Source organism: Micromonospora chokoriensis, from assembly GCF_000718555.1.
Taxonomy (GTDB): Bacteria; Actinomycetota; Actinomycetes; order Mycobacteriales; family Micromonosporaceae; genus Micromonospora; species Micromonospora chokoriensis_B.
On the sequence record NZ_JOAN01000032.1, the window covers coordinates 14,516 to 38,664 of the forward strand.

The window sequence follows — 24,149 nt, forward strand, 5'->3', positions numbered from 1 at the left end:
CGCTCAGCCGGCCGGCGGCGTACTGAGCGGGGTCGTCGGCGGGTAGGGCTGCGTCGGGGCGTACCCCGGCTGTGGCCCGCCCGGCGCGGGCCCGGCGGTGGGCGGCGGGCCGTGCTGCGGCGCGACGCCCGCGGCGTGCGGCCAGGCCGGCGCGCCGGTCGGCTCCTCCGGCATCAGGAACCACATGATCGGGTACGCGAACAGCGCGAGCCCGCCGGTGAGCAGGCCGGTGACCGCGAAGGCCACCCGGACCAGGGTGGGGTCGACGGCGAAGTAGCGGCCGACGCCGCTGGCAACCCCCGCGACCATGCGGTCGGTGGTGGGTCGCCGAAGCTGCTTGTACGGGGCGTGGGGAGCGGTGGTCGATGTCATGCCTCCACGGTCCGCGCTGGTGCCCGGCCCGCCCTCGGTGACCGCCCGGATCCTTACCCTGACCAATCCCTGACCGGGGTCAGACAGTCAGGAATCCGACTCTTTTCCGTCCCGGTAACCCGGCCCGGGGAGAATTTGCTTCCGTGACCACCTTGCTGAAGCCGCTCCGCAGGATCGCGGCATACGGAGTTTGTGCTGATTCAAGCGGCCGAATCCTGCTGGTCCGCGCCTCGGAGCGCTCCGGCACCCCCGGCGCGTGGTCGTTGCCCGGTGGGGCGGTCGACCACGGCGAGGACCCCAACCACACGGTCGTCCGCGAGACCGCCGCCGAGACCGGCCTCTCGGTCGCCGTCTCCGGCCTCGCCGACGTGCTCGCCGACATGCGGGCACTCCCGGATCGCGGCATCACCATCCACACCGACCGCCTGATCTACCGGGTGGCGGTGCGGGGCGGCACCCTCGCCGACCGGGTCGGCGAGCGCCCCACCGACCTGGCCCGGTGGTACACCCTCGACGAGGCGCGCGAGCTGCCGCTGCGCTCGTTCACCGCACGTGCCCTCGGGCTGCCCGCCTCCTCGGCCGACGTGGTGCCCGACGAGGCACCCGAGTTCCCCTCCTTCTACGCCGTGCCCGGCCCCGACGGGCTGCACCGGGCCCAGCGCTTCGCCGCGTACGCGGTCTGCACCGACCCCGCCGGCCGGGTGCTGCTCACCCGCATCTCCGACGGCTACCCCGGCGCCGGCTGCTGGCACCTGCCCGGCGGCGGCACCGACTACGGCGAGCAGCCCGGCGCGGCACTCATCCGCGAGTTGGTCGAGGAGACCGGCCAGGCCGGCCGCCTTGTCGAGCTGCTCGGCGTCGCCAGCCACCGCGACGCCGCCTCCCTCGGCCCCGAGGGTTACCCGATCGACTGGCACGGCGTACGCGCCTTCTACCGGGTGGTCGTCGACCAGCCCAACCCACTGACCGTTGCCGACGTGGGCGGCTCCACCTGCGAGGCCCGCTGGTTCGCCCGTGAGGAGTTGGGCGCTCTCCCCAGCGACCGCCTCACCGAGGTGACCGCCGAAGCAGTCCAAGCAGCCCAACTCACCTGACCGTGCCTCACCTGACCGTGCCTCGCGGCCCGTGCCTCGCGTCCCGCGTCCTACGCCAAGATCGTGCTCGATCCTTGACGTCAACACCGTTGCGTTAGGGCGCAGGGCGGGTCCGGCAAGCACTGCCGAGACGTATTGCGCCAAGGGGGTCGCGTCGATCTTTCAGTTTCAGTGGTCGACATGGAGTGGGATGCCCCTTATGTCGGTACAGAAAGTGCAAGATCGCGGAGCAGGGCAGTCCAATCCCGTCGATCAAGGAGTTGAACGGCCACTCCGTCTGACGCAACGGTGTTGACCAGGATTTAGTGGCCTCTGCTCTGTGATCCACTCGGATTCCTTGGATTCGCGGTATCCCGGACGGTGGGATGCCGCGCCTTCCGTGAACCCGAGTGGATCACTGTTCGTCTCGACCGCCCGCGACGCGGATGCACTTCACAATGAGGGCTGATCGAGTGGGGTGGACGCGCAGGCGACCGGGCACAACTGACTTTAATGGGCTAAAACGGTCTTAGTCGAAGGTCGGTCACTTTGGGCGCGGGGCGCCTCGGCTCGGCAGCTCTGCGGGTTTCCCGTACGCCGCTTCGCGTTGATCATGAAGTTATTGTCAGGTCGCGCGAGATGGACGGCGGTAACTTCATGATCAACGGGTCTGGGTCGAACGGGGAGTGAGCAAGGGTGCAGCTTGCGCGGCTGGTCGGGGCTTATGGGCTTCTGTGGGATTCGGACCGGGTCTTGGTGGTTCAGGACGGGGCGGAGGGGGAGTTTCCTGGCGTTTGGCGCTTGCCGGGCGGTGCCGTCGCGCACGCTGAGCACCCGGAGCGCGCCGTGGTCCGCGAGGTCGCCGCGCAGACCGGGCTGACTGTGGCGGTGAGTCGACTGTGCGGGGTGGTCGCGGACGTGGTCACCGATCCGGAGGACAACGTCGCACTGCACACCGACCGGCTGTTGTTCGAGCTCAGCATGCCCGAGAGCGCACTCTCCGAGAGCGCACTGTCCGAGGGTGGGCGGGCCGAGGGTGGGCTGCGGGGCTGCGGACGTGGTCTGGTTGCTCGGGCTTGCTGGCTTTCGCTGGCGGAGGTGGCGCAGTTGTCGCTGACTCCGTTCACCGCCGAGGTGCTCGGCTTGCCGGTCACTTCGCTGCCGCCCGGAACGCGCCGGCCGCGTGGCCCGGTTCCGCCGCCGCACCCCGACCGCCGGCTGCGTTTCGGGGCGTACGGGCTGGTCACCGACCCTGCCGGGCGGATCCTGCTCACCCAGATCGCGGAGGGTTATCCGGGGGCTGGCCTGTGGCATCTGCCCGGCGGTGGCACCGATCACGGCGAGCAGCCGGCCACCGGGCTGCTCCGGGAGTTGATCGAGGAGGGCGGTCAGGTGGGCCGGGTCGTGGAGCTTCTTGGTGTCAACAACCTGCACAATCCCGCCGCACTCGGCCCGGAGGGGCGTCCGCTGGACTGGCATGGCGTACGGGTGATCTATCGGGTGCTGGTGGACGTACCTACTGACGCGGTGGTCACCGAATCCGCCGGAGGTTCGACGGTACGGGCTGGGTGGTTCACCCGCGCTGAGGTCGTTGACCTGCCGTTGAGCGACATCGCGGCCTTGGCAATAGGACAGAGTGGCCGATAGCGCCCCGCTCGGTGAGCCGAGATGGGGACCCTCCGGTACAGTCAATGGCGGGAATGGTGGAGGAAACGGGCGATGGGGCCCGGGATGGGAACAAACGAGCGGTTCGAGCGGTTTAAGCCAGATATAAGTACCGCCGGCAGCTATCGCCAAGCCATGTTCCCCTATGCGATGGTGTACTCCGCAAAACGGCTGCCGGGCCATGCAAGGTCCGGCACGAGACAGCCGGACACCCGCCAGACGGCGGCCAGCAGATCCGGTGATGGAGGAAACGTGCCGAGAGCCCCATGGCGCCGGCGTCGTACTACTGACAGTCCGCGCCCCGCAGGGCGTCGCTGGGCGGGCCGGTTGCGCCGCAGCAGCACGTTCGCCCGCCAGGTGCTGTTGGTCCGGGTCGGTCGCCGCGACGGCGACCTGCACACGACCGACCTGGCCCCGACCGAGCACCGGTACGCCGACCGGCAGCGCCGTCGCTACGGCCTGGACCGGCTCAGCCGGCCGACACTGGGAGTGGACCCGACACTGAGTGTGGACCGAGCGGATATCGAAGCAGTCATGCCGGTCAGCCCGGCGATGCCGCCGATGGCGCAGCCCGACGAGGCCCGGTCGATCCCGCTGCTCCCCGGCGAGCGCACCATCGCGCGCCGGATGAAGTTCGGCCTGGTCAACGCCTGCACGCTGGCTAGCCTGATGCTCGGCATGCTGGCCATCTTCCTGGCCATGCAGGGCGAGGTGCGCGTCGCCGCGTTCTGCCTGATCGCCTGCGTCGGCTTCGACGGTCTGGACGGCGCGCTGGCCCGACGGCTCGGCGTGGCCAGCCCGTTCGGCGCGCAGATGGACTCGCTGGCCGACATGTGCTCGTTCGGTCTCGCCGCGCCGGTCGTGGTCTATGCCTCGCTCGCCGGTTCCGTCTCCACGGCTGCGGCGGCGGTGGCGTGCGCGCTGGTCGCGGCGTGTGCCGCGATTCGACTGGCCCGCTTCAACGTCTCGCCGAAGGACGGCCGATTCTTCTGCGGGGTGCCCACCACCATGGCGGCCGCGGTGCTCGCCGTGACCGTGGCGATCGGCCTGCCGGTGCCCGGCGCCGTGCTGGTCGCCGGGGTGGCGCTGCTGGCCTTCGCAATGGTGTCGAGCTTCCCGTACGCCAAGCTCGCCCGTCTGGTGAAGCTGCCGGCGTGGCTCTGGTTGGCCCCGGTGATCGGCGCGCTGGTCGACATCCGGCTGACGTTCGCCCTGATCGTGGTGGGCTACCTGGTCAGCGGGCCGGTTCTCTGGCTGCGGCAACGTCGTACCGCCTGAGCTGAGCAGACAGAACGGGGCGCCGCGGACAGCGGCGCCCCGTTCGTCGTTTACGGGTCAGCGCCAGCGGGCGATGACCGTGGACCCACCGACCACCTTGTCGCCCGGCCCGACCAGCGGGTCCGCGGCCTCGGCTGGCAGGTAGACGTCGGTCCGGGAGCCGAACCGGATCAGACCGAAACGCTCGCCCTTGGCCAGCAGCGCGCCGATCGGCGCGCGCTGCACGATCCGGCGGGCGATCAGCCCGGTGCGCTGCGCGACCACCACCGTGCCGCGGGTGGTGTCCAGCACGGTGTACGCCGCGACGTTGTGTTCGGCGTCCGGCTTCATCGCGTTGACGAAGCCACCGTCGGCGACGAAGTAGTCGACCACCTTGCCGGCGACCGGTGCGCGGTTGACGTGCACGTCCAGCACCGACAGGAACACCGCGATCCGCAGCCACTCGCCGTCGCCGAAGCGTTCGTCGTGCAGCCGCTGCACCGACAGGACCTTCCCGTCCGCGCTGGCGACCACGGCGCTCGGGTCCTCCGGTACGTCCCGCTCGGGGTCCCGGAAGAACGCGGCGACCGGCCCGGCGGCCAGTGCCGGCAGCAGCCACAGCTTGGACGACGGACGCGCCACCCGGGCCAATGCCGCGAGGCCCAGCGCGATGCCCGCAGCCGCCACGCCGTTGGAGTCGATGTGCATACCCCGGGTCAGCGGCACACTCGACGGCCGGTACGCGGGGGCCAGGGTCTCGGCCGTGGCGGGGCTGGCCGGGGTGAACCGCAGTCGGTAGACGCGCACCGGCGGCGAGTTGCGCAGCACCAGGTCGGAGCCGACGCCGTAGAGGGCGTCCTGGCGGGCCAGCTCGGCGTCGGCGCCGTCGGTCCGGCCGGGCGTGGCGACGGTCGCCACGCTCAGCACCGCGCCGTCGGACAGGTACTTGGCCAAACCCTCGATGCCGCTGCGGGTCGCCTCGGCGGTGCCGGTGAACACCTCGCCAGCGACGACGACCCCGGCGACTTCGGCTTCGGCCAGCGAGTCGACGACGCTCACCCGGTCGGCGACCCAGCGGCCCTGGGCGGTGACGTGCTCGCGCAGCGCCGCAGCGCCGAACGGCTCGGCGGGGACCACGGTGAGCCGGTCACCGGGGAGCAGCGCCTCGACCGCAGCGGCCAGCACCGCGGAGTCGGGGCTCACCCCGACCAGCAGGGCGGCCTTGGCGTCGTTGATTCGGGCCAGCTCGGCGACGAGGGTACGGGCGGCTCGCTCGCCGATGCGGACCGGACCGGACCGACCGGTGGTACGCACGGCGGGGGACTGGGTCATGTCGGGCGGGCTCCTGACGGGGGTAGAGACGGGAATCGCGGCGGGACCGCCATGGGCGGGACGGGCCGGCCGGCAGAGGCGAGATCTCCACCGGCCAGCATATGCGTCCCTCCGCGCCGGCCGCACCGCCGTGGCGATGCGGTGGACCGACGCTGCCAGGCACCCGAGGTCAGACTTCCCGGCGCTGACCCTCCCGCCCGTCGCCCGGCTGATCGCCGGATTGGCCGGCGACCGGCTCGGTCTGCGGCTCCGACGCCGGCTCGGTCTGCGGCTCGGACGGCGGATGTGCCAGCCAGGCGGGGTGGATCACGTCGGTGGTCGGCGCGTCCTCGGCTCGCACGTCGCTGGTCGGTGCCTCCGGTGTCGGGCCTGTCGAGGGAGTGTCCCAGGTGGACCGTTCGGCTTCCCACACCGGCAGCGCCGCGCCGGAGGTCGACGTGGCGGCACCAGAGACGGGCGCGCTGGAGACCGACGCACCGGAGACGGGCGCCACAGTCTCGGCGGCAGGGGCGTCGACGGTCGCCTCCGGCTGGCTCGGCCGACCCGAGCGCAGCGCGCCGACCAGCCCGAAGACCCCGATCAGGATGAGTGCGCTGGCCAGGAACCAGCCGACCGGCGGCAGCGCGAGCCCGAGCAGTTGGGCGAGTAGCCACCAGGCGGAGAGCGCCAGGAACACGAGCCCGAAGGCGAACGACACCAGATCCGTGCGGTGAGCCTTCACCGGGTCACCTCCAGGTTGCCAGCATTGACGTGGATGTAGAGGCGCAGCGTCCCGCCGCCGGGCCCGTCCGCGCCGACGTCGGTGGATTCCCGCAGGCGACCGTCGAGCCCGCCGGAGTGGTTGCCGAAGATGGTGGCGTCCCCCGCGTTGACGTCGGCCACGGTGGTGACGTCCACGTTCGGTGGCACGACAACTGTCGCCTGGCCGAAGTTGATGGCCACGGTCACCTGGCTGTCCCGTTTCGCGAAGTCGATGCCGCGCAGGTCGAGCACGGCGTCACCGAAGCTGTTCTCGTACCGGTCGGCCAGGTCGCGGTAGTCGGTGGGCGCCCAGGTCACCGCGCCGTCGACCCCTCGGATCCGGTCGTAGGACTCGGCGACCGTCGCCGTGCCGAGCGCCGCCGCGGTCACCAGACCGAGCGCGATGAGCCAGCGGGCCCGGCCGAACCACGTGCCGACCAGCAGCCCTAGCGCGATCGTGGCCAACGCGGCCGCGAAGTAGGCCGAGGCGCTGATGGCGAAGACGTCCAGCAGGTCGAGCAGGGCGACCAGACCGAGGACGAGGAAGATCAGCGAGAAGGTCACCGCGCCGAGCGGCGAGCGCTCCTTGGGGCGCTTCGGCGGCTTCGGTGGCTTGGGCGGACGAGGCACGGCGGGGGTCGGTGAGGCGTACGGGCCATGCGGCGCGAACGGGGGGCGGTAACCGGACGGCGGCGGGGCGGTCGGATAGCCGGTTGGGGCAGCGGGTGCGCTGCTCACCGGTGCCGACGGCCAGCCGGCGCTGGGCATGCCGGTGCTCGGCCAGCCCGTGGCGGGTGCCGGCCAGCCAGCCTGGGTGCCCGTCGCGCCGGCTGGCTGACCGGAGACCGGGCCAACCCCGGACACCGGCTGCGTCGCGGTGGACGGCGGTACGTCGTACGCCGGGAAGGTGACGGTGGGCGCTGCCCCTGGCGTCGCGGTGGCGTACCCCGGATTGGTGCTGAACATCGGCGGCGTCACCACCGGGCCGGTCGACGGCGCCGCGCCGTAGGACGGTGCGGGCCAGGCCACCGGCGGGACGACCGGGCCGGCCGGACCGCCGGACGGCGTGGTGGGTGGCGGACCGCCCGGGGTGCCGGGCCGTGGATTGCGGCCGTCCCGGTTGAGTAGCAGCGCGCCGGCGACCAGGATGGCCGCGCCGAGCAGCACCGCGCGGAAGGCATCGGTGACGATGTACGCGAAGCTGGCTGCCACCAGGATGCCCAGGACGATCACTGTCACCGGCGACATGCTCGAGCGACCACGCCCGAGCATGGACTCGATCGGGGACGCGGTGTCGCCCTCGTTCGGGATGATCAGCCAGGCCGCGACGTACACCAGGATGCCGATGCCCCCGAAGAACCCGAGCACCGCGAGCAACACCCGCCAGAGCACCGGATCGGTGTTTGTGGCACGCCCGATCGCCGCGCAGACGCCGGCCAGATACCGCCCCTCGCGCGGTCGGACCAGCCCGTACCGTGAGGTGAAGCCGGTGCCGCCCAGCGGCGGCGGCGCGGACGGACCGGGGCCACCCGGGCCGTAGCCGGTGCCCGCCGCGAACCCTGGGCCCGGGCCGTAGCCCGCCGTGGGCGGCCCGTAGCCGGCGGCCGGATCACCGGGTGCGGCGTCGGCGGTCGCGTCGGTGCCGGCGTGCGGCCCGAACGTACTGGGCTCGGTCCATTCGGTGGGCGTCGTGGCGGGCGGCGGCGGTGCTGAACCGCCCGGCTGTGCCGACCCCGGTCGGGGCGGCGGGGCAGCTTCTTCGGTCATGCTTCGATCCTGCTGCCCGGCGCACCCGTTCGACCTCAGGACCCGACCCTGACCCCACCCTGAGATCCGGCGGCCGGAATGTCGGGGGCGTCCCCGTGGTCACGGACGCCGCAGCGTGTGACGATCGAGTCACCGACCTCGACCTCTCCGCCACCGTGACCAGGGAGCCTCCGATCAGCAGCACCGTGACCCCGCCCCCGCGCCTCTACCGCGCACCCGAGCACCGGATGGCCGCTGGCGTCGCCGCCGGTATCGCCGACCATCTCGGCATCTCGGTGCTGCGGGTACGCGTCGCGTTCATGGTCCTGCTCGGGTTGAGTGGGCTCGGTTTGTTGCTCTACGCGGCCTTCTGGGCGGTGGTGCCGCTGCGTCCCGGTGACACTGCGGTGCCGCCCCGACGGGACGTCGCCCAACTCCTGCCGTTCGTGGGGATCGGGCTCGGTGTCCTGCTGATCCAGGTGATGGTCTTCGATTCGGTCGGCGCGGCGGGCACCGCCGGTTGGTTGGTGGCCATCATCGCGGTCGGCGCCGGGGTCATCTGGCACCAGTCCGCCCCTGAGCGGCGGCGGCAGTGGGGCGAGACGATGCCGGTGCCCTGGCTCGGCGCGGTCGTCGAGGAGAGCGACCGGCGGGCGTTCGTGCTCCGGTTCATCGGCGGGGGAGTGCTGGTCGCGGTCGGCATCATCGGCGTCGCGGCCGTCTACTCGCCGGCACAGAACTTCGACGCGGTGATCAACGGCGTGATCTTCGCGCTGGTCGGGCTGGCGGGTGTCGGAGTGGTCGCGGCGCCGGTGCTGTGGCGGACGTACAGTCAGCTCCGCTCGGAGCGTGAGGGGCGCATCCGCGAGCAGGAGCGGGCCGAGTTGGCAGCGATGGTGCACGACCAGGTGCTGCACACGTTGGCGCTGATCCAGCGCAACGCCGGCGACGTCAAGACGGTGCAGCGGCTGGCCCGAGGGCAGGAGCGTTCCCTGCGTAACTGGCTCTACAAGCCGACCGCCTCGCCGAATGAGCGCTTCGCCGCCGCCTTGGAGCAGGCCGCGGCCGAGGTCGAGGACACCTTCGCGATTAGCGTGGAGACGGTGGTGGTGGGGGACCGGGAGACCGACGAGAAGGTCGGGGCGCTGGTCGCGGCCGCGCGCGAGGCGCTGGTGAACGCGGCCCGGCATGCTGGCGTGCAGACCGTGTCGCTCTACGCCGAGGTGGAGCCCGATCAGGTCAGCGTCTTCGTCCGGGACCGGGGCAAGGGCTTCGATCCGGATACGGTGGAGGACCACCGGCACGGCGTTAGCGGCTCGATCATCGGGCGGATGAAGCGGCACGGCGGACGGGCCGAAATCCGGTCCGGCCCGGGGGAGGGGACCGAGGTCCGGTTGATCCTGCCGATCTCCCGGGACTCGTCCGCAGCGGAGAGGAACAGATGATCATGGCCGAGCAGTCGACCGAGCACCTCGACCCGGCGGATGCCCGCCCCGAGCGGCTGCGGGTGTTCCTGGTGGACGACCACGCCATGTTCCGGGCCGGGGTGCGCGCGGAGTTGGGCGCCCACGTCGAGGTGGTGGGTGAGGCGAGCACGGTGGCCGAGGCGGTCACCCGGATCGCAGCCGTCGGCCCGGACGTGGTGCTGCTCGACGTGCACATGCCCGACGGCGGTGGTCGCGCGGTGCTGGAGGCGATGCGGCGTACGCACCCGCAGGTCAAGTTCCTCGCGTTGAGCGTCTCCGACGCGGCGGAGGACGTGATCGGGCTGATCCGTGCCGGTGCCCGGGGTTACGTCACCAAGACCATCTCCCCGGACGAGCTGGCCGCGGCGATCCGTCGCGTCGCGGACGGGGACGCGGTGTTCAGCCCACGGCTGGCCGGCTTCGTGCTGGATGCCTTCGCGGCCCGGCCGGACGCGCCGGTGGCCGATCCGGAGTTGGACCAGCTCACCAACCGGGAGCGGGAGGTACTGCGGCTGCTGGCCCGGGGGTACGCGTACAAGGAGATCGCCAAGGAGCTGTTCATCTCCATCAAGACGGTGGAGACACACGTGTCGAACGTGCTGCGCAAGCTTCAGATGTCCAACCGCTACGAGCTTTCCCGATGGGCGGCGGATCGCCGGCTCGTGTGACCGTCTGTCGCCATCGACGGGGAGCAGAGAAACGCCCTGCACGCCCTAGTCCACCCAGCCGATGATCGTGCCCGTGCAGCCGTAGTCACCCTCGTCCGGACGGGTCGAAACGTAAGTGGTGACCGACGTCGCATCGCCCCGGTGTGACCCCGGGGCTTGAGCGCGGGCCGAGGCCGGTTCTCGGGTGGCGCAACGTGTTTCCTGCTCAGTGCCGCCAACAGCGACCGTTTTGTGATCATTTTTCAAGTATCGGCAACGTGGCGGGCAACTAACGGCTTGATAACGGCACCTTCACGGAAGCGGCAAGTGGGTGTCACAGTGGCAGCACCTCACCATCGGTGTGTGGCACTCCGTACGCCCCACGACCACGATCCTGCCGATCACGGCGGTCCGTGGCTGTGTTGCTTGCGTCGTGTCACGCCTCGTTGGCGGGGAGCCCGGCGGATCGGAACATCAGGGGTGTCCCCAACTTCCCTGTGGTCCCGGCGACCCGCGCCTCGGGGTGGTCGGGCGGTGTCACCCCCAAACGTGCGTGAAACCCACGACGGAACCTGGTTAGAAAGAGGAGGCCCCTCGTAATGAGAGTCTCGAAGCGGGCGACGAGCGCCATCGCGCTCAGCGCGGCTGCCGCGCTTGTCGCGACCGGTTGCTCCAGCGGCGGCAGCGGCGAGAACGCCGACAGCGCCGACGGTGCGATCGTTGTTCACGGTGTCCAGCCGGAGAACCCCCTGGTCCCGTCGAACACCACGGAGACCGGCGGCGGCAAGATCGTCGACTGGCTGTGGACCGGCCTGGTCGAGTACCCGAACGACGGTGGGGCCCCGCGCAACGCGCTCGCGGAGTCCATCAACACCACCGACTCCAAGGTCTTCACGATCAAGATCAAGAGCGGTACCAAGTTCCACGACGGTACCGAGGTGAAGGCGAAGAACTTCGTCGACGCTTGGAACTGGGCTGCCTACTCGCCGAACGGCGCGCAGAACGGCACCTTCTTCGCGGACATCGAGGGCTTCGACAAGACCTACACGACGGACCCGGATGGCCCGGACAAGCCGCAGAAGGCCCCGGCCCCGACGGCGGACAAGCTGTCTGGTCTGAAGGTCATCGACGATCAGACCTTCGAGGTCACGTTGGCCGCCCCGACTGCGGTCTTCCCGACCAAGCTCGGCTACAGCGCGTTCATGCCGCTGCCGGACGTCTTCTTCACCATGAAGCCGGAAGAGTTCGGCCGCAAGCCGATCGCCAACGGCCCGGTGAAGTTCGTGTCCTGGGAGGACAACGCCCTCATCAAGCTGACGCGCTTCGACGACTACAACCTTCGCGACAAGATGAAGGTCAAGGACGTCGACGTCAAGCTCTACCAGGACGACAACGCGGCCTACGCCGACCTGCTGGCGAACAACCTCGACTTCATGGAGGTTGTCCCCACCTCGGCGCTCGCCGGCGACAAGTGGAAGACCGACCTCGGTGACCGGGGCCGCTCGACCGTCACCCCGACGACCGCGTTCATCGCGTTCCCGATCTACGACAAGCGCTTCGCCAACGCGAAGCTGCGTCGTGCCGTGTCGCTGTCGGTGAACCGGCAGGAGATCTCGGAGAAGATCTTCTTCGGTACCCGCAAGCCGGCCGACAGCTGGGCGAACCCGCTGACCCCGGGCGCCAAGCCGGGTAACTGCACCGCCTGCAAGTTCGACCCGACCACGGCCAAGCAGCTGCTTGCCGAGGCCGGCGGCTTCACCGGCGAGATGGTCTTCTACTACAACTCGGACTCCGCCCACAAGGACTGGATGGACGCCGTCGCGCAGCAGATCAAGACCAACCTGGGCATCAACGCTCGGGCTGAGGGTGTGCCGACCTTCGCGGTGTTCCGCCAGAACGTCAACGCCCACAAGATGACCGGCCCGTACCGTGCTGCCTGGCAGCAGGACTACCCGGACGTCGAGAACTGGGTCAACCCGCTGTTCGTCACGAACGGCTCCTCGAACGACGGCCTCTACAGCAACCCCGAGGTCGACGCCCTGGCCAAGCAGGCCAGCGCCGCGCCGAGCCTGGAGGCCTCGCACGAGGCGTTCGCCAAGGCCGTCGAGAAGGTCGACCAGGACGTCCCGAGCATCCCGGTCTACTTCTACGGTCAGCAGTCCGGCCACTCGGAGAAGATCAAGAAGCTCGAGCTGAACAACGTCGGCGAGATCGACATCACCTCGGTCGAGCTCTGATCCGTACGGTCTGACCCCGGGTCGGGCTCGCCACATCCGGTGAGCCCGACCCGGGGCCGTTCCGCGATTGGGTGTTACAACACTCCACTCGCACGTTGTCACCACCGTGTCGGCCGTCCGACGCGCCCCCTGTCTGGAGGACCACCCCATGGGCCGTTATCTGTTGAGACGGCTGCTCCAACTCGTGCCGGTCTTCATCGGTACGACGTTCCTGATCTACTGGCTCGTCTGGGCCGTTCCGGGCGACCCGTTCGCTGGCAAGTGCGGCGAGCGTCGCTGCCCGGACCAGTACATCGCCTTCATGACCGAGAAGTACCACCTCGACCAGAACGTCTTCGTGCAGTACTTCACCTACATGAAGAACCTGCTCCAGGGCGATTTCGGTCAGACCTTCTCGCAGCGTGAGATCAGTGACATCATCCTGACCTCGTACCCGAACACCCTGAAGCTGGCCGTCGTGGCGCTCGCCATCGAGGCAGTGATCGGCCTCGGCGCCGGCGTGCTGACGGGTCTGCGGCGCAACGGTTTCCTGGACAACCTGGTCCTGGTCTCTACCCTCTTCCTCATCGCGCTGCCGGTCTTCGTGGTCGGCTTTGTGCTGCAGTGGCTGCTGGGCGTGCAGTGGGGCATCATCAAGCCGACCGTCTCCTCCGAGATGCGGTGGTCCGAGCTGATCGTGCCGGGCTTCGTGCTCGGCAGCGCCTCCGTGGCGTACATCGCTCGAGTAGCGCGAACGAGCATCGCGGAGAACCGTCGCGCGGACTACGTGCGCACCGCTATCGCCAAGGGCCTGCCGATGCGCCGGGTGGTGGGCGTGCACCTGCTGCGCAACTCGCTCATCCCGGTGGTGACCCTGCTCGGCACCGACCTCGGTGCCCTGATGGGTGGCGCGATCGTCACCGAGGGAATCTTCAGCATCAACGGAATCGGCCGCCAGGTCTTCCGAGCGATCATCACCAAGGAGAGCGCCACGGTCGTAGGGATCGTGGTGGTCCTGGTGCTGGTCTATCTCCTGATGAACCTGCTGGTTGACCTGCTCTACGCCGCCCTGGACCCGAGGATCCGTTATGAGTGACCCGAGTACCGCATCGATCGTCAGCACCCCCGGCGCGCACCCGACCGACTCCGCCGCCCCCGCCACCGCGGGCCAGCCGCAGAGCAACGAGAAGCCGCGCGGCCTGCTCGCTGACGCCTGGCGGGACCTGCGGCGCAAGCCGCTGTTCTGGATCTCGGCCACGCTGATCGTGCTCTTCCTGCTGATGGCGGCCTTCCCGGCGCTGTTCGCTCCAGGCGGCGACCCGGAGACCGGCGCGCTCTCCCGCAGCCTCAACAAGCCGTCCGCCGAAGGCTGGTTCGGCTACGACGTGCAGGGCCGTGACGTCTACGCGCGGGTCATCTACGGCGCGCGTGCGTCCATTCAGGTCGCCGTGCTCTCCGTGCTGGGCACCCTGCTCATCGGCGGAACCATGGGCATCATCTCCGGCTACCGCGGTGGTTGGGTGGACGCGCTACTGAGCCGGATCGCCGATGTCTTCTTCGGTCTGCCCTTCGTGCTCGGCGCGATCGTCATCCTGACCACCTTCAACGGGTCGGGCTCCGGCAACAGCAAGAACAAGATCATGGGCTTGGTGACCGCGTCCCTGATCGTGCTGAGCTGGCCGGTCGTGATGCGACTGATGCGCTCCTCGGTGCTATCCACCAAGGAGGCCGACTACATCGTGGCGGCCCGCGCGCTGGGTGCCGGCACCGGCCGGATCATCCTCAAGCACCTGCTGCCGAACTGCCTGGCCCCGCTGCTGGTCTACGGCACGATCATGGTCGGCTCGTTCATCGGTGCCGAGGCCACCCTGTCGTTCCTGGGCGTCGGTCTGAAGTCGCCGGTGGTGTCCTGGGGCATCATGATCAGTGATGGGCAGCAGTTCGTCCGGGTCGCGCCGGGGCTGGTGTTCTTCCCCGCCGCGTTCCTCGTCACCGCAGTGCTGAGCTTCGTGATGCTCGGTGAGGCGGTCCGCGAGGCCCTCGATCCGAAACTCCGCTAGGGGATATCCAGTGTCCGACATTCTCGTGTCCGAGCAGTCCGCGTCGGGCCCCGGCGGGTCCGGGCGTCCCTCCGGCCGGCTGCTCGAGGTCGACGACCTGCGGGTGGAGTTCCGCACCCGGGACGGCGTCGCAAAGGTCATCAACGGGGTCACGTACCACGTCGACGCGGGGGAGACCCTCGCCGTGCTCGGCGAGTCCGGCTCCGGTAAGAGCGTCACCGCGCAGACCATCATGGGCATCCTCGACACGCCGCCCGGCTTCGTGACCGGTGGGCAGGTCCGCTTCCACGGCAAGGACATGCTCCGCATGTCCGACGAGGAGCGCCGCCGCATCCGCGGCGAGGGCATCGCGATGATCTTCCAGGACGCGCTCTCCGCACTGAACCCCGTCTTCACCGTCGGGTTCCAGATCGCCGAGCAGTTCCGGGTCCGGCGGGGCATGGGCCGCGCCGAGGCCAAGAAGCGCGCGATCGACATGCTCGACCAGGTCAAGATCCCGAACGCCAAGGGCCGGTTCAACAACTACCCGCACCAGTTCTCCGGCGGTATGCGGCAGCGCGCGATGATCGCGATGTCGCTGGCGCTCGACCCGGAGGTGCTGATCGCGGACGAGCCGACCACTGCCCTCGACGTGACCGTGCAGGCCCAGATCATGGACCTGCTGGCCGAGCTTCAGCGTGAGCGGCAGATGGGCATGATCCTGATCACCCACGACCTCGGTGTCGTCGCCGACGTCGCGGACCGGATCGCGGTCATGTACGCGGGCCGGATCGTCGAGGAAGCCGACGTGTACGACCTGTACGCCAAGCCGGCGCACCCGTACACGATGGGTCTGATCGAGTCGATTCCGCGCCTGGACGAGAAGGGGCAGCAGCTCCGGACGATCAAGGGCCTCCCGCCGAACCTGATGAACATCCCGCCGGGCTGCCCGTTCAACCCGCGCTGCCCCATGGCTCAGCCGGTGTGTCGGGAGACGATCCCGCCGCTGCTGCAGGTGGGCAATGCCCGGGCCAGCGCCTGCCACTTCGCCGAGGAGCTGGTGAACCGTGTCTGAGAACATCCTCGAGGTCCGTGACCTGGTCAAGCACTACCCCGTCACGCAGGGTGTGGTGTTCAAGAAGACCGTCGGTCAGGTCAAGGCGGTCGACGGGGTCTCGTTCGGTCTGCGCGCCGGTGAGACGCTCGGCGTGGTCGGCGAGTCCGGCTGCGGCAAGTCGACCCTCGCCCGGGTTCTGATGAACCTGGAGAAGCCGACCGAAGGCAGCGTGGTCTACAAGGGCCAGGACATCTCCACGCTGTCGGGTGGGGCGCTGCGGCGCCTTCGTCGGCAGATCCAGCTGGTCATGCAGGACCCGTACACCTCGCTGAACCCGCGGATGACCGTCGGCGACCTGCTCGGTGAGCCGTTCGAGATCCACCCGGAGGTGGCGCCGAAGGGCAGCCGTCGGGCCAAGGTCAGGGAGCTGCTCGACCTGGTCGGGCTCAACCCGGAGCACATCAACAGGTACCCGCACCAGTTCTCCGGCGGTCAGCGTCAGCGCATCGGCATCGCCCGCGCGCTCGCGCTGGAGCAGTTGCAGGGCGAGTTCGGGCTCTCGTACGTCTTCATCGCGCACGACCTGTCGGTGGTCCGCCACCTCTCGGACCGGGTCGCGGTGATGTACCTCGGCAAGATCGTGGAGATCGGCACCGAGGACGAGATCTACGAGCGGCCGACCCACCCGTACACCCAGGCTCTGCTCTCCGCAGTGCCGGTGCCGGACCCGACGCAGCGCAACAACAAGACGATCATCCGGCTCACGGGTGACGTCCCGTCGCCGATCAGCCCCCCCTCGGGCTGCCGGTTCCGGACCCGCTGCTGGAAGGCGCAGGATGTCTGCGCCGAGCAGGTCCCGCTGCTGGAGATCCGGCAGGGCTCGGACCACCCGAGCGCCTGCCACTTCGCGGAGAAGCGCGAGATCGTCGCCACCCACGAGGTGTGAGTCACCGAGACCGCCTGCCGACGTCACCACGACGACGGCAGGCGGTTTCGTCTGTCCGTGACCTAGCTCGGGCGGGCTGCGCACCGCAGCGCAGGCGGCGTCAGTGGGCCAGGTGCCGCACTGCGAGCCGGTGCGGCTCACCGAACGGGCCGGTATGGCTCACAGCGGGCCGCGGCCCGCGCGGAGCAGCAGCAGGGCCAACTGGGTGCCGTCGGCGCCGAGCGCGACCCGGAACCGCTCCAGGATCTCCCGTTCCCGGGAGAGCACCAGGCGAGTGCCACCGGACGCCATCCGGGTCACCCCGACCTCCTGGGACAACGCGGCCCGCTCCTGCCAGAGCGTGATCAACGCATTGTCGATCTCGTTGATCCGCTGTCTGATCTGCACGATCCGCGCGGCGGCGGCCGGCTCCTCGGTGCCGGTCTGTTGCTCGGCTGGCTCGGCGTCTCCGCCCGGCGGCGGCGTGGCCACCGCTGGCTCCGCCCCCTGCGCTGCGGGCCGCCCAGCCTCCGGTCGGATCGGGCCGCCGCTCTGCTCCATCACGTCTGCCATCATCGGGTACCTCTCGCGCTGTGGTGCCCGGTGCCCGGAACCTGGGACGGAAAAAGCCCCGGGCTCCAGGAGCCCGGGGCTTTCGTAGGTCTGAATCGATCAGGCGCGACCTACGGCAGCCGGACTCCCGGTGCCGTAGTAAAAGTAGTAACGCGCAGCGATCACGCCGTCGAGTATGCCCACGTCACTGCCGGGTGCGCAAGCATTCCGCATTGCCGAGGGCGCCTTTGTCACCGATGGGCGTTCCGGGTGGTGGTGCGCGCCGTCGGGGAGTGTCTGACCGGCGGCATAGACTTGTCGGGCGATGCATCCTCTCTTCGACATCCCCGCGTCCCCGCCTGCGCCGGAGTCCGCGCCGGCCCGCCCGCACCGCCCCGGGGCGGCTGCCCCGCGCCTCGGCCCGCAGCAGCTGCTCGACGGGCTGAACGGGCCGCAGGGCGACGCCGTCAGCCATGCCGGCTCACCGCTGCTGATCGTGGCCGGCGCCGGGTCCGGCAAGACCCGGGTGCTCACACACCGGATCGCCTACCTGCTCGCCGCACGGGACGTGCACCCCGGTGAGATCATCGCGATCACCTTCACCAACAAGGCCGCCGGCGAGATGAAGGAGCGCGTCGCCGCGCTGGTCGGCCCCCGGGCCCGCCTGATGTGGGTGTCGACGTTCCACTCGGCCTGCGTCCGGATCCTGCGTGCCGAGCACGAGCACGCCGGCCTCAAGTCGACGTTCTCGATCTACGACGCGGACGACTCCCGCCGGCTCATGCAGCTGGTGACCCGCGAGCTGGATCTCGACCCGAAGCGCTACCCGGCGCGCGGGCTGGCGGCCCAGGTCTCCAACCTCAAGAACGAGCTGGTCGACCCGGAGCAGTTCGCGGCGCGGGCCACCGGGCCCAATGAGCGGGCGCTGGCCGAGGCGTACACGCTCTACCAGCGCCGGCTGCGTGAGGCGCACGCACTGGACTTCGACGACCTGATCATGACCACGGTGCACCTGCTCCAGTCCCACCCGCACGTCGCGGAGAGCTACCGCCGGCGGTTCCGGCACGTGCTGGTGGACGAATACCAGGACACCAACCACGCCCAGTACGTCCTGATCAAGGAGCTGGTCTCCGGCACCGACGGGCTGGCGCCTGCCGAGCTGTGCGTCGTCGGCGACGCCGACCAGTCGATCTACGCGTTCCGGGGTGCGACGATCCGCAACATCCTGGAGTTCGAACGGGACTTCACCGACGCGCGGACGATCCTGCTGGAGCAGAACTACCGCTCCACCCAGACCATCCTCAACGCGGCCAACGCGGTGATCGACCGCAACACCTCCCGCAAGCCCAAGCGGCTGTGGAGCGAGGCTGGCGCCGGCGAGCAGATCGTCGGCTACGTGGCCGACACCGAGCACGCCGAAGCCGACTGGGTCGCCCGGGAGATCGACCGGCTGGTCGACGCCGACGAAACCCGCCCCGGCGACGTCGCGGTCTTCTACCGCACCAACGCCCAGTCCCGCGTCTTCGAGGAGGTGTTCATCCGTGTCGGCCTGCCCTACAAGGTGGTCGGCGGGGTGCGCTTCTACGAGCGCAAGGAGGTTCGCGACGCCCTGGCGTACCTGCGTTCGGTGGTCAACGACGACGACACGGTGAGCCTTCGGCGGGTGCTCAACACCCCGCGCCGGGGGATCGGCGACCGCGCGGAGGCATGTGTCGAGGCGCTCTCCAGCCGCGACCGGATCTCGTTCGGCGCGGCGCTGCGCCGGGCCCGGGAGGCGCCGGGCATCTCCAGCCGGGCGGCCAACGGCATCGCCGACTTCGTGGCGTTGCTCGACAGCGCCCGGGAGCTGGCCGAGACCGGCACCCCGGAGGAGGTGCTGGAGGCGCTGCTGACCCGCTCCGGCTACCTCACCGAGCTGGAGGAGAGCCTGGACCCGCAGGACGCCGGCCGAGTGGACAACCTCCAGGAACTGGTCAGCGTCGCCCGGGAGTACACCGAGCGGATCGAGGCACTGGGCGAGGAGGGCGAGCGGGCCACCCTGGCCGGTTTCCTGGAGCAGGTGGCGCTGGTCGCCGACGCGGACCAGATCCCCTCCGACGACCCCGACCACCAAGGCGTGGTCACCCTGATGACCCTGCACACCGCCAAGGGGCTGGAATTCCCGGTGGTCTTCCTGACCGGGCTGGAGGACGGCGTCTTTCCACACCTGCGCTCGCTGGGCGACACCCGCGAGTTGGAGGAGGAGCGCCGACTGGCGTACGTCGGCATCACCCGCGCTCGACAGCGGCTCTACCTCTCCCGGGCGGTGACCCGCTCGGCCTGGGGGCAGCCGTCCTACAACCCGCCGTCGCGCTTCCTGGAGGAGCTACCGACCGAGTTGGTGCACTGGGAGCGCACCGAAGGGTCGTACACCTCGTGGGCTGGCGGGGGAGGCGGCGTCGGCGGTCGTGCGGACCGCGCGCCCGGCGGTCGTGGCAACTTCACCGGCGGCACGCCGAAGGCGGCGCAACTGGCCCAGCGGCTCGGCGTGGACGCCAGCCGGCTGACCACGGCCAGCGAGCTGCCGCAGGGGCCGAAGGTGTCTGCGGGCGACCGGGTGAATCATCAGCGGTACGGGCTGGGTCGGGTGCTCGCCGTCGAGGGGCACGGCCCGGGGGCTCGCGCGCAGATCGACTTCGGCGACCAGACCATGTGGCTGGTGCTCCGGCACGCCCCGGTCGACAAGCTCTGACCCCGCAAAGATCACGCTAGATCAACGAAAGAGTGGCCTCCGGCAGCGCCGAGGCCACTCTTTCGTTGATGTTGTCCGCGGACCGCGCGGGGATCGTGAATCAGCAGCCCAGGTCGACGCCGTGGGCCCGCATGAACGGGGCCGGGTCGATCTGGTTCCACATGCCCTGGTGCACCTCGAAGTGCAGGTGTGGGCCGGTGACGTCGCCGGTCGCGCCTTCGTAGCCGATGACCTGGCCGGCCTTGACCTTCTGGCCGACCGTGACCGCGATGCGGCTCTGGTGGGCGTAGTGGGTCAGGTATCCGTTCCCGTGGTCGATGAAGACGGAGTTGCCGTACCCGTCGGAGGCGTCGCCGGCCTGGGTCACCGTGCCGGCGGCCGCGGCGTGGATCGGCGTGCCGGAGGGCAGCGCCAGATCGATACCGGCGTGCAGAGTGCCCCAGCGCTGCCCGTAGCAGGAGGTGACGGCCGCGCCGGGCATCGGGTCGACCCAGGCGGGCGTGGGCTTGGTGGTCTTCTTCGGCTTTGGCTTGACCTTCGCGGCGGCCGTCTTCGTGGGGGTCGGGCTGGCGCTGACCGCAGTTGGGCTCGGCGTCGGGCTGACCGACGGGGTGACCGGTGTGCTCGACTCGCGGACCGAGCGGTCGGCCCGGTTCGCGGCCTCGGCCCGCGCCTGCGCGTCGAGGGAGACGGTTGCGGGTGCCGGGCGGTCACTGCCACTGGTGGCGACGGCGACACCACCGAGGCCGAGGGCTACCAGGGCGGCAGCGCTGAGCACGATGAGGCGGTTGCGCCGGGCGGTGCGCTGTGGCCGCTGGGGCAGGGCGGTGTCGGGGGTGTTCTCGTTCTGGACGGGGCTGTCTTCCTGCACGGCGGACCTTCACAGTCGAGGGGCACTTGACCTCGAAATACTGGTGTCGGGCCGAGGTGGGGCAGGCGCGGGGATCGACCGGCCGGTCGGAGAGCGGAGGCTCGGCTGTCCGGATATGACCCGTTGTGAAGAACTACATCCGGAAAAGTGATCATGTTGCCTGGTGGTGCTGGCCACAATCATTGTTGTGCTCCAGGTCACATTCGCCGGAACTGCCGCACAGAAAACCGCCCGGATCGACAGATCCGGGCGGTCAACGGTCGTTACGTACCGCGAGGAGGCGGCTACCTAGTTGTAGAGTGCCTCGACTTGCAGCTTGATGTCCACTCCGCGGTCCTGAAGGAACGGCACCGGGTCGACCGGCTGCCCCTTGACATGGATCTCCAGGTGCAGGTGGGTGCCGTACGCGTGGCCGGTCTGGCCCACGAGGCCGAGTTGGTCGCCCGCCTTGATCTGCTGGCCTTCCTTCACGCTGACCGCGGAGGAGTGGCCGTAGATGGCCTCGCTGCCGTCGGCGTGCTGAACGATCACGGCGTTGCCGTAGCCGCCGAACCAGCCGGCCTTGGTGACCAGCCCGTCGTGGATCGCCACGTAGGGCGTGCCCTCGCCGGCGACCAGGTCCACTCCGGTGTGCAGCTTGCCCCAGCGCACCCCGTAGGGGGAGTTGAAGTCGTAACCCTGCAGCGGCAGCAGCCAGACCTCGGGCTCGGCGCTGTCCTTGGGGCGGCTGTCCCGGGAGGCGCGGTCGGCGTTGTCGGCCCGGGCCGCGGCGTCCTGGCTGGTGACCGACGCCTGCTTGAGCTCGTCGAGGACCGTCGGGCTGACGTCCTTGGCGTCCGGCAGGGCGCTTGCGCCGAGGGCCACGATGCCGGCCCCGACGAACGCGGTGGTGACGACAGCGGCGTAACGGCTGCGGGGTGGGGTGGGTACGCGGCGACGGCCGCGATATCGATCGGGCTCAGACGACAGGCGCTGGCGCACGCACACCCTCCGTTGTCGGGGTTCCGAAGCGGCCGGTGGGCGTCGCTGAAGCTCCAGGAAACGCTCGCTGACCGCGTCGTCACCCGTCCATGGACCTGATGACAACCGTGGACACGTTAGCCAACCACCAGGCGAGTCACAAGCTAGACCGGAAAATTGGCGTGTCGATCTGTCCGTTTGCGTCCGTGATTGTCATGCATCGCGACACCAAACGGTGCCCCCGTTGCTGCCCGTTCGTCGCCGAGCGTGACCGGTCCGGCGGAGTCGTCCGACTTGACTCCGGGCGGTGCCGGGATGGCCCTGACGTCGGGCGTCGGGTGCCGGTCAGCGGGCTTCACCAGGTTGCCGGGTGGACGCGCCGGGTAACGGCCGGTGACAGAGCCCGGATTTCCCGGGCCAGGCCCGCCGGGTTACCGTTCGTTCAGGTGAAGGCCGTGGGTCCGGTGAAAGGTGTGCGCTGATGAGCTCTCGTATTCGGGTCGTCGTCGCCAAGCCTGGCCTGGACGGCCATGACCGTGGCGCGAAGGTCGTGGCGCGCGCCCTGCGCGATGCCGGCATGGAGGTCGTCTACACCGGCCTGCACCAGACCCCCGAGCAGATCGTGGAGACCGCCATCCAGGAGGACGCCGACGCGGTCGGCCTGTCCGTCCTCTCCGGCGCGCACATGACGCTGTTCCGGCGGGTGCTGGAGTTGCTCGGTGAGCGGGACGCCCGCGACATCGTCGTGTTCGGCGGCGGCATCATTCCGAACGGCGACATTCCCGAGTTGGAGAAGCTGGGCGTCGCGAAGATCTTCACGCCGGGCGCCACCACTCAGGCGATCGTGGAGTGGGTCCGACAGAACGTGGCCCAGCCGGTGTCCTGAGGGCGCCGGTCTGCTGCGGCAACCGGATTTGGGCACGGGGGAGGGGCCGGACGCACCCCTCACACGTCCGGCCCCTCTATGCACGATGCCCCGCCGCCACCCCTCGACCGACAGGGCATCGGCCGTCTCCCGTCATCACGCTTTGCAGCGCTCCGACATCTGACTCAACGACGCCCCCGCGGCCGGGTTACGCAGGTCGGACAACATCGCCCGGATGGTGGATGCCACCCGAGGCGTGGCCGGAAACCGGCCACGCCCGATGTCCGGTTGTGCATTACCGCACACCGTGCACCCGCTCGGTTGCCGGCGGTGCCGACCTCGCTAGGCTGCGGCCAATGGCCTGTTTCAACTGATGACAGGCGTCAAACTGTTTTCTTGAACGCTGGTGGCGGCGCGACGGCGCGCCGCGGAGACGGGACGGGACGCGCAATCGTGGACCTGTACGAGTACCAGGGGCGGGACCTGTTCGAGCGGCACGGCTTGCCCGTGCTGGCCGGCGGAGTCGCCACTACCCCGGAAGAGGCCCGCGCGATCGCCGAACGCCTCGGCGGTCGTGTGGTCGTCAAGGCGCAGGTGAAGGTCGGCGGCCGAGGTAAGGCCGGCGGCGTCAAGCTGGCCGAGGGCCCGGATGAGGCGGTGGCTCGGGCCACGGACATCCTCGGCATGGACATCAAGGGTCACACCGTCCACAAGGTCATGATCACCGTGACCGCAGACGTGGCTGAGGAGTACTACTTCTCGTACCTGCTGGACCGGGCGAACCGCACCTTCCTCTGCATCGCCAGCGTCGCCGGCGGCATGGACATCGAGCAGGTCGCCGCCGACACCCCCGACAAGGTCGTGAAGGCCCCGATCGACGCCGTGAAGGGCGTGGACGAGGCGAAGGCCCGCGAGATCGTGACCGCTGCCGGCTTCCCGGCCGAGGTCGCCGACCAGGTGGTCGAGATCGCGGTCGGCCTGTGGCAGGCGTTCGTCGCCGAGGACGCCACCCTGGTCGAGGTCAACCCGCTGGCCAAGAACGGCGACGGCCGGATGCTGCTGCTCGACGCCAAGATCAGCCTGGACGAGAACGCGGCGTTCCGGCACCCGGACCACGAGGCCCTGGTCGACCAGGCCGCCGTGGACCCGCTGGAGCAGGCCGCCAAGGCCAAGGACCTCAACTACGTCAAGCTCGACGGCGAGGTCGGCATCATCGGCAACGGCGCGGGTCTGGTCATGTCGACCCTCGACGTGGTCGCGTACGCCGGTGAGCGGCACGGCAACGTCAAGCCGGCCAACTTCCTCGACATCGGCGGTGGCGCGAGCGCCGCGGTGATGGCGAACGGGCTGGAGATCGTGCTCTCCGACCCGGCCGTGAAGAGCGTCTTCGTCAACGTCTTCGGCGGCATCACCGCCTGCGACGAGGTCGCCAACGGCATCATCCAGGCGCTGGCCCTGCTGGAGCAGCGCGGCGAGCAGGTCACCAAGCCGCTCGTCGTCCGTCTCGACGGCAACAACGCCGAGGCTGGCCGGGCGATCCTGGACAGCGCGAACAACCCGCTCGTGCAGCGGGTGGACACCATGGACGGTGCGGCCGAGCGGGCCGCCGAGCTGGCAGCTGCGGGGGTCTGATC

19 protein-coding genes and 1 pseudogene are annotated in these 24,149 nt (G+C 69.9%); 13 read left to right on the top strand and 7 right to left on the bottom strand.

What is annotated here, in order from left to right; all coding sequences use genetic code 11:
- Positions 1-3: 3 nt before the first annotated feature.
- The gene (locus tag IF46_RS0130325) at positions 4-372 is read right to left on the bottom strand and encodes a PspC domain-containing protein (protein ID WP_030491832.1); all 369 of its coding nucleotides are present in this window, start codon (positions 370-372) and stop codon (positions 4-6) included.
- Between the two features lie 143 nt (positions 373-515).
- Between IF46_RS0130325 and IF46_RS0130330 the strand changes: the two genes are divergently transcribed.
- The 3 genes from IF46_RS0130330 to IF46_RS0130340 all read left to right on the top strand — a co-directional run bounded on the left by IF46_RS0130330 (position 516) and on the right by IF46_RS0130340 (position 4,388).
- On the top strand, positions 516-1,466 hold the full coding sequence (locus IF46_RS0130330; RefSeq protein WP_030491833.1) for an NUDIX hydrolase: 951 nt from the start codon (positions 516-518) through the stop codon (positions 1,464-1,466).
- Positions 1,467-2,141: 675 nt separating this feature from the next.
- Positions 2,142-3,092 (top strand): NUDIX domain-containing protein, encoded by a 951-nt coding sequence (locus IF46_RS0130335; RefSeq protein ID WP_030491834.1) that lies wholly within the window; start codon positions 2,142-2,144, stop codon positions 3,090-3,092.
- Between the two features lie 345 nt (positions 3,093-3,437).
- Positions 3,438-4,388 (top strand): CDP-alcohol phosphatidyltransferase family protein, encoded by a 951-nt coding sequence (locus IF46_RS0130340; protein ID WP_030491835.1) that lies wholly within the window; start codon positions 3,438-3,440, stop codon positions 4,386-4,388.
- Positions 4,389-4,445: 57 nt separating this feature from the next.
- Here the strand turns inward: IF46_RS0130340 and IF46_RS0130345 are convergent, their stop codons facing one another.
- The 3 genes and pseudogenes from IF46_RS0130345 to IF46_RS0130355 all read right to left on the bottom strand — a co-directional run bounded on the left by IF46_RS0130345 (position 4,446) and on the right by IF46_RS0130355 (position 8,207).
- Positions 4,446-5,699 (bottom strand): phosphatidylserine decarboxylase, encoded by a 1,254-nt coding sequence (locus tag IF46_RS0130345; protein WP_030491836.1) that lies wholly within the window; start codon positions 5,697-5,699, stop codon positions 4,446-4,448.
- A gap of 487 nt (positions 5,700-6,186) precedes the next feature.
- Positions 6,187-6,420: pseudogene (locus tag IF46_RS35810) on the bottom strand (hypothetical protein); the annotation flags it as partial.
- Positions 6,417-8,207 carry a PspC domain-containing protein gene (locus IF46_RS0130355; protein ID WP_030491838.1) on the bottom strand — a complete coding sequence of 597 codons (1,791 nt, stop codon included), beginning with the start codon at positions 8,205-8,207 and terminating at the stop codon, positions 6,417-6,419. The pseudogene IF46_RS35810 and the gene IF46_RS0130355, both read right to left, overlap by 4 nt.
- Positions 8,208-8,362: 155 nt before the next feature.
- On the opposite strand from IF46_RS0130355, the gene IF46_RS0130360 reads away from it, so the two are divergent.
- The 7 genes from IF46_RS0130360 (at position 8,363) to IF46_RS0130390 (ending at position 16,557) form a co-directional block, all read left to right on the top strand.
- Positions 8,363-9,631, top strand: coding sequence for an ATP-binding protein (locus tag IF46_RS0130360; RefSeq protein ID WP_030491839.1), 1,269 nt, complete (start codon positions 8,363-8,365; stop codon positions 9,629-9,631).
- Between the two features lie 2 nt (positions 9,632-9,633).
- Positions 9,634-10,320, top strand: a complete 687-nt coding sequence (locus IF46_RS0130365) for a response regulator (protein ID WP_030337843.1) — start codon at positions 9,634-9,636, stop codon at positions 10,318-10,320.
- Positions 10,321-10,898: 578 nt separating this feature from the next.
- A complete protein-coding gene (locus tag IF46_RS0130370) occupies positions 10,899-12,536 on the top strand; it encodes a peptide ABC transporter substrate-binding protein (RefSeq protein WP_030491840.1) in 1,638 nt (545 codons plus the stop codon).
- Between the two features lie 148 nt (positions 12,537-12,684).
- Positions 12,685-13,611, top strand: a complete 927-nt coding sequence (locus IF46_RS0130375; protein WP_030491841.1) for an ABC transporter permease — start codon at positions 12,685-12,687, stop codon at positions 13,609-13,611.
- Positions 13,604-14,575 carry an ABC transporter permease gene (locus tag IF46_RS0130380; RefSeq protein ID WP_030491842.1) on the top strand — a complete coding sequence of 324 codons (972 nt, stop codon included), beginning with the start codon at positions 13,604-13,606 and terminating at the stop codon, positions 14,573-14,575. Before IF46_RS0130375 ends, IF46_RS0130380 begins: the two co-directional genes overlap by 8 nt.
- 25 nt (positions 14,576-14,600) lie before the next feature.
- Complete coding sequence (locus tag IF46_RS0130385; RefSeq protein ID WP_030491843.1) at positions 14,601-15,629, top strand: ABC transporter ATP-binding protein; 1,029 nt, start codon at positions 14,601-14,603, stop codon at positions 15,627-15,629.
- On the top strand, positions 15,622-16,557 hold the full coding sequence (locus IF46_RS0130390; protein WP_030491844.1) for an ABC transporter ATP-binding protein: 936 nt from the start codon (positions 15,622-15,624) through the stop codon (positions 16,555-16,557). Before IF46_RS0130385 ends, IF46_RS0130390 begins: the two co-directional genes overlap by 8 nt.
- Positions 16,558-16,716: 159 nt before the next feature.
- On the opposite strand, the gene IF46_RS0130395 is transcribed toward IF46_RS0130390, so the two are convergent.
- The gene (locus IF46_RS0130395) at positions 16,717-17,112 is read right to left on the bottom strand and encodes a chorismate mutase (protein WP_030491845.1); all 396 of its coding nucleotides are present in this window, start codon (positions 17,110-17,112) and stop codon (positions 16,717-16,719) included.
- A 301-nt stretch (positions 17,113-17,413) separates the two neighbouring features.
- Between IF46_RS0130395 and pcrA the strand changes: the two genes are divergently transcribed.
- Positions 17,414-19,819, top strand: a complete 2,406-nt coding sequence (gene pcrA, locus IF46_RS0130400; protein ID WP_030491846.1) for a DNA helicase PcrA — start codon at positions 17,414-17,416, stop codon at positions 19,817-19,819.
- A 100-nt stretch (positions 19,820-19,919) separates the two neighbouring features.
- On the opposite strand, the gene IF46_RS0130405 is transcribed toward pcrA, so the two are convergent.
- Both IF46_RS0130405 and IF46_RS0130410 read right to left on the bottom strand, forming a co-directional pair.
- Positions 19,920-20,690, bottom strand: coding sequence for a M23 family metallopeptidase (locus tag IF46_RS0130405; RefSeq protein WP_030491847.1), 771 nt, complete (start codon positions 20,688-20,690; stop codon positions 19,920-19,922).
- Positions 20,691-20,978: 288 nt separating this feature from the next.
- Positions 20,979-21,671, bottom strand: coding sequence for a M23 family metallopeptidase (locus IF46_RS0130410; protein WP_030491848.1), 693 nt, complete (start codon positions 21,669-21,671; stop codon positions 20,979-20,981).
- 460 nt (positions 21,672-22,131) lie between these two features.
- On the opposite strand from IF46_RS0130410, the gene IF46_RS0130415 reads away from it, so the two are divergent.
- Together IF46_RS0130415 and sucC are read left to right on the top strand one after the other, a co-directional pair.
- Positions 22,132-22,536 (top strand): cobalamin B12-binding domain-containing protein, encoded by a 405-nt coding sequence (locus tag IF46_RS0130415; protein WP_030491849.1) that lies wholly within the window; start codon positions 22,132-22,134, stop codon positions 22,534-22,536.
- 432 nt (positions 22,537-22,968) lie between these two features.
- On the top strand, positions 22,969-24,147 hold the full coding sequence (gene sucC / locus IF46_RS0130420) for an ADP-forming succinate--CoA ligase subunit beta (RefSeq protein ID WP_030491850.1): 1,179 nt from the start codon (positions 22,969-22,971) through the stop codon (positions 24,145-24,147).
- The last annotated feature ends 2 nt before the right edge of the window (positions 24,148-24,149 follow it).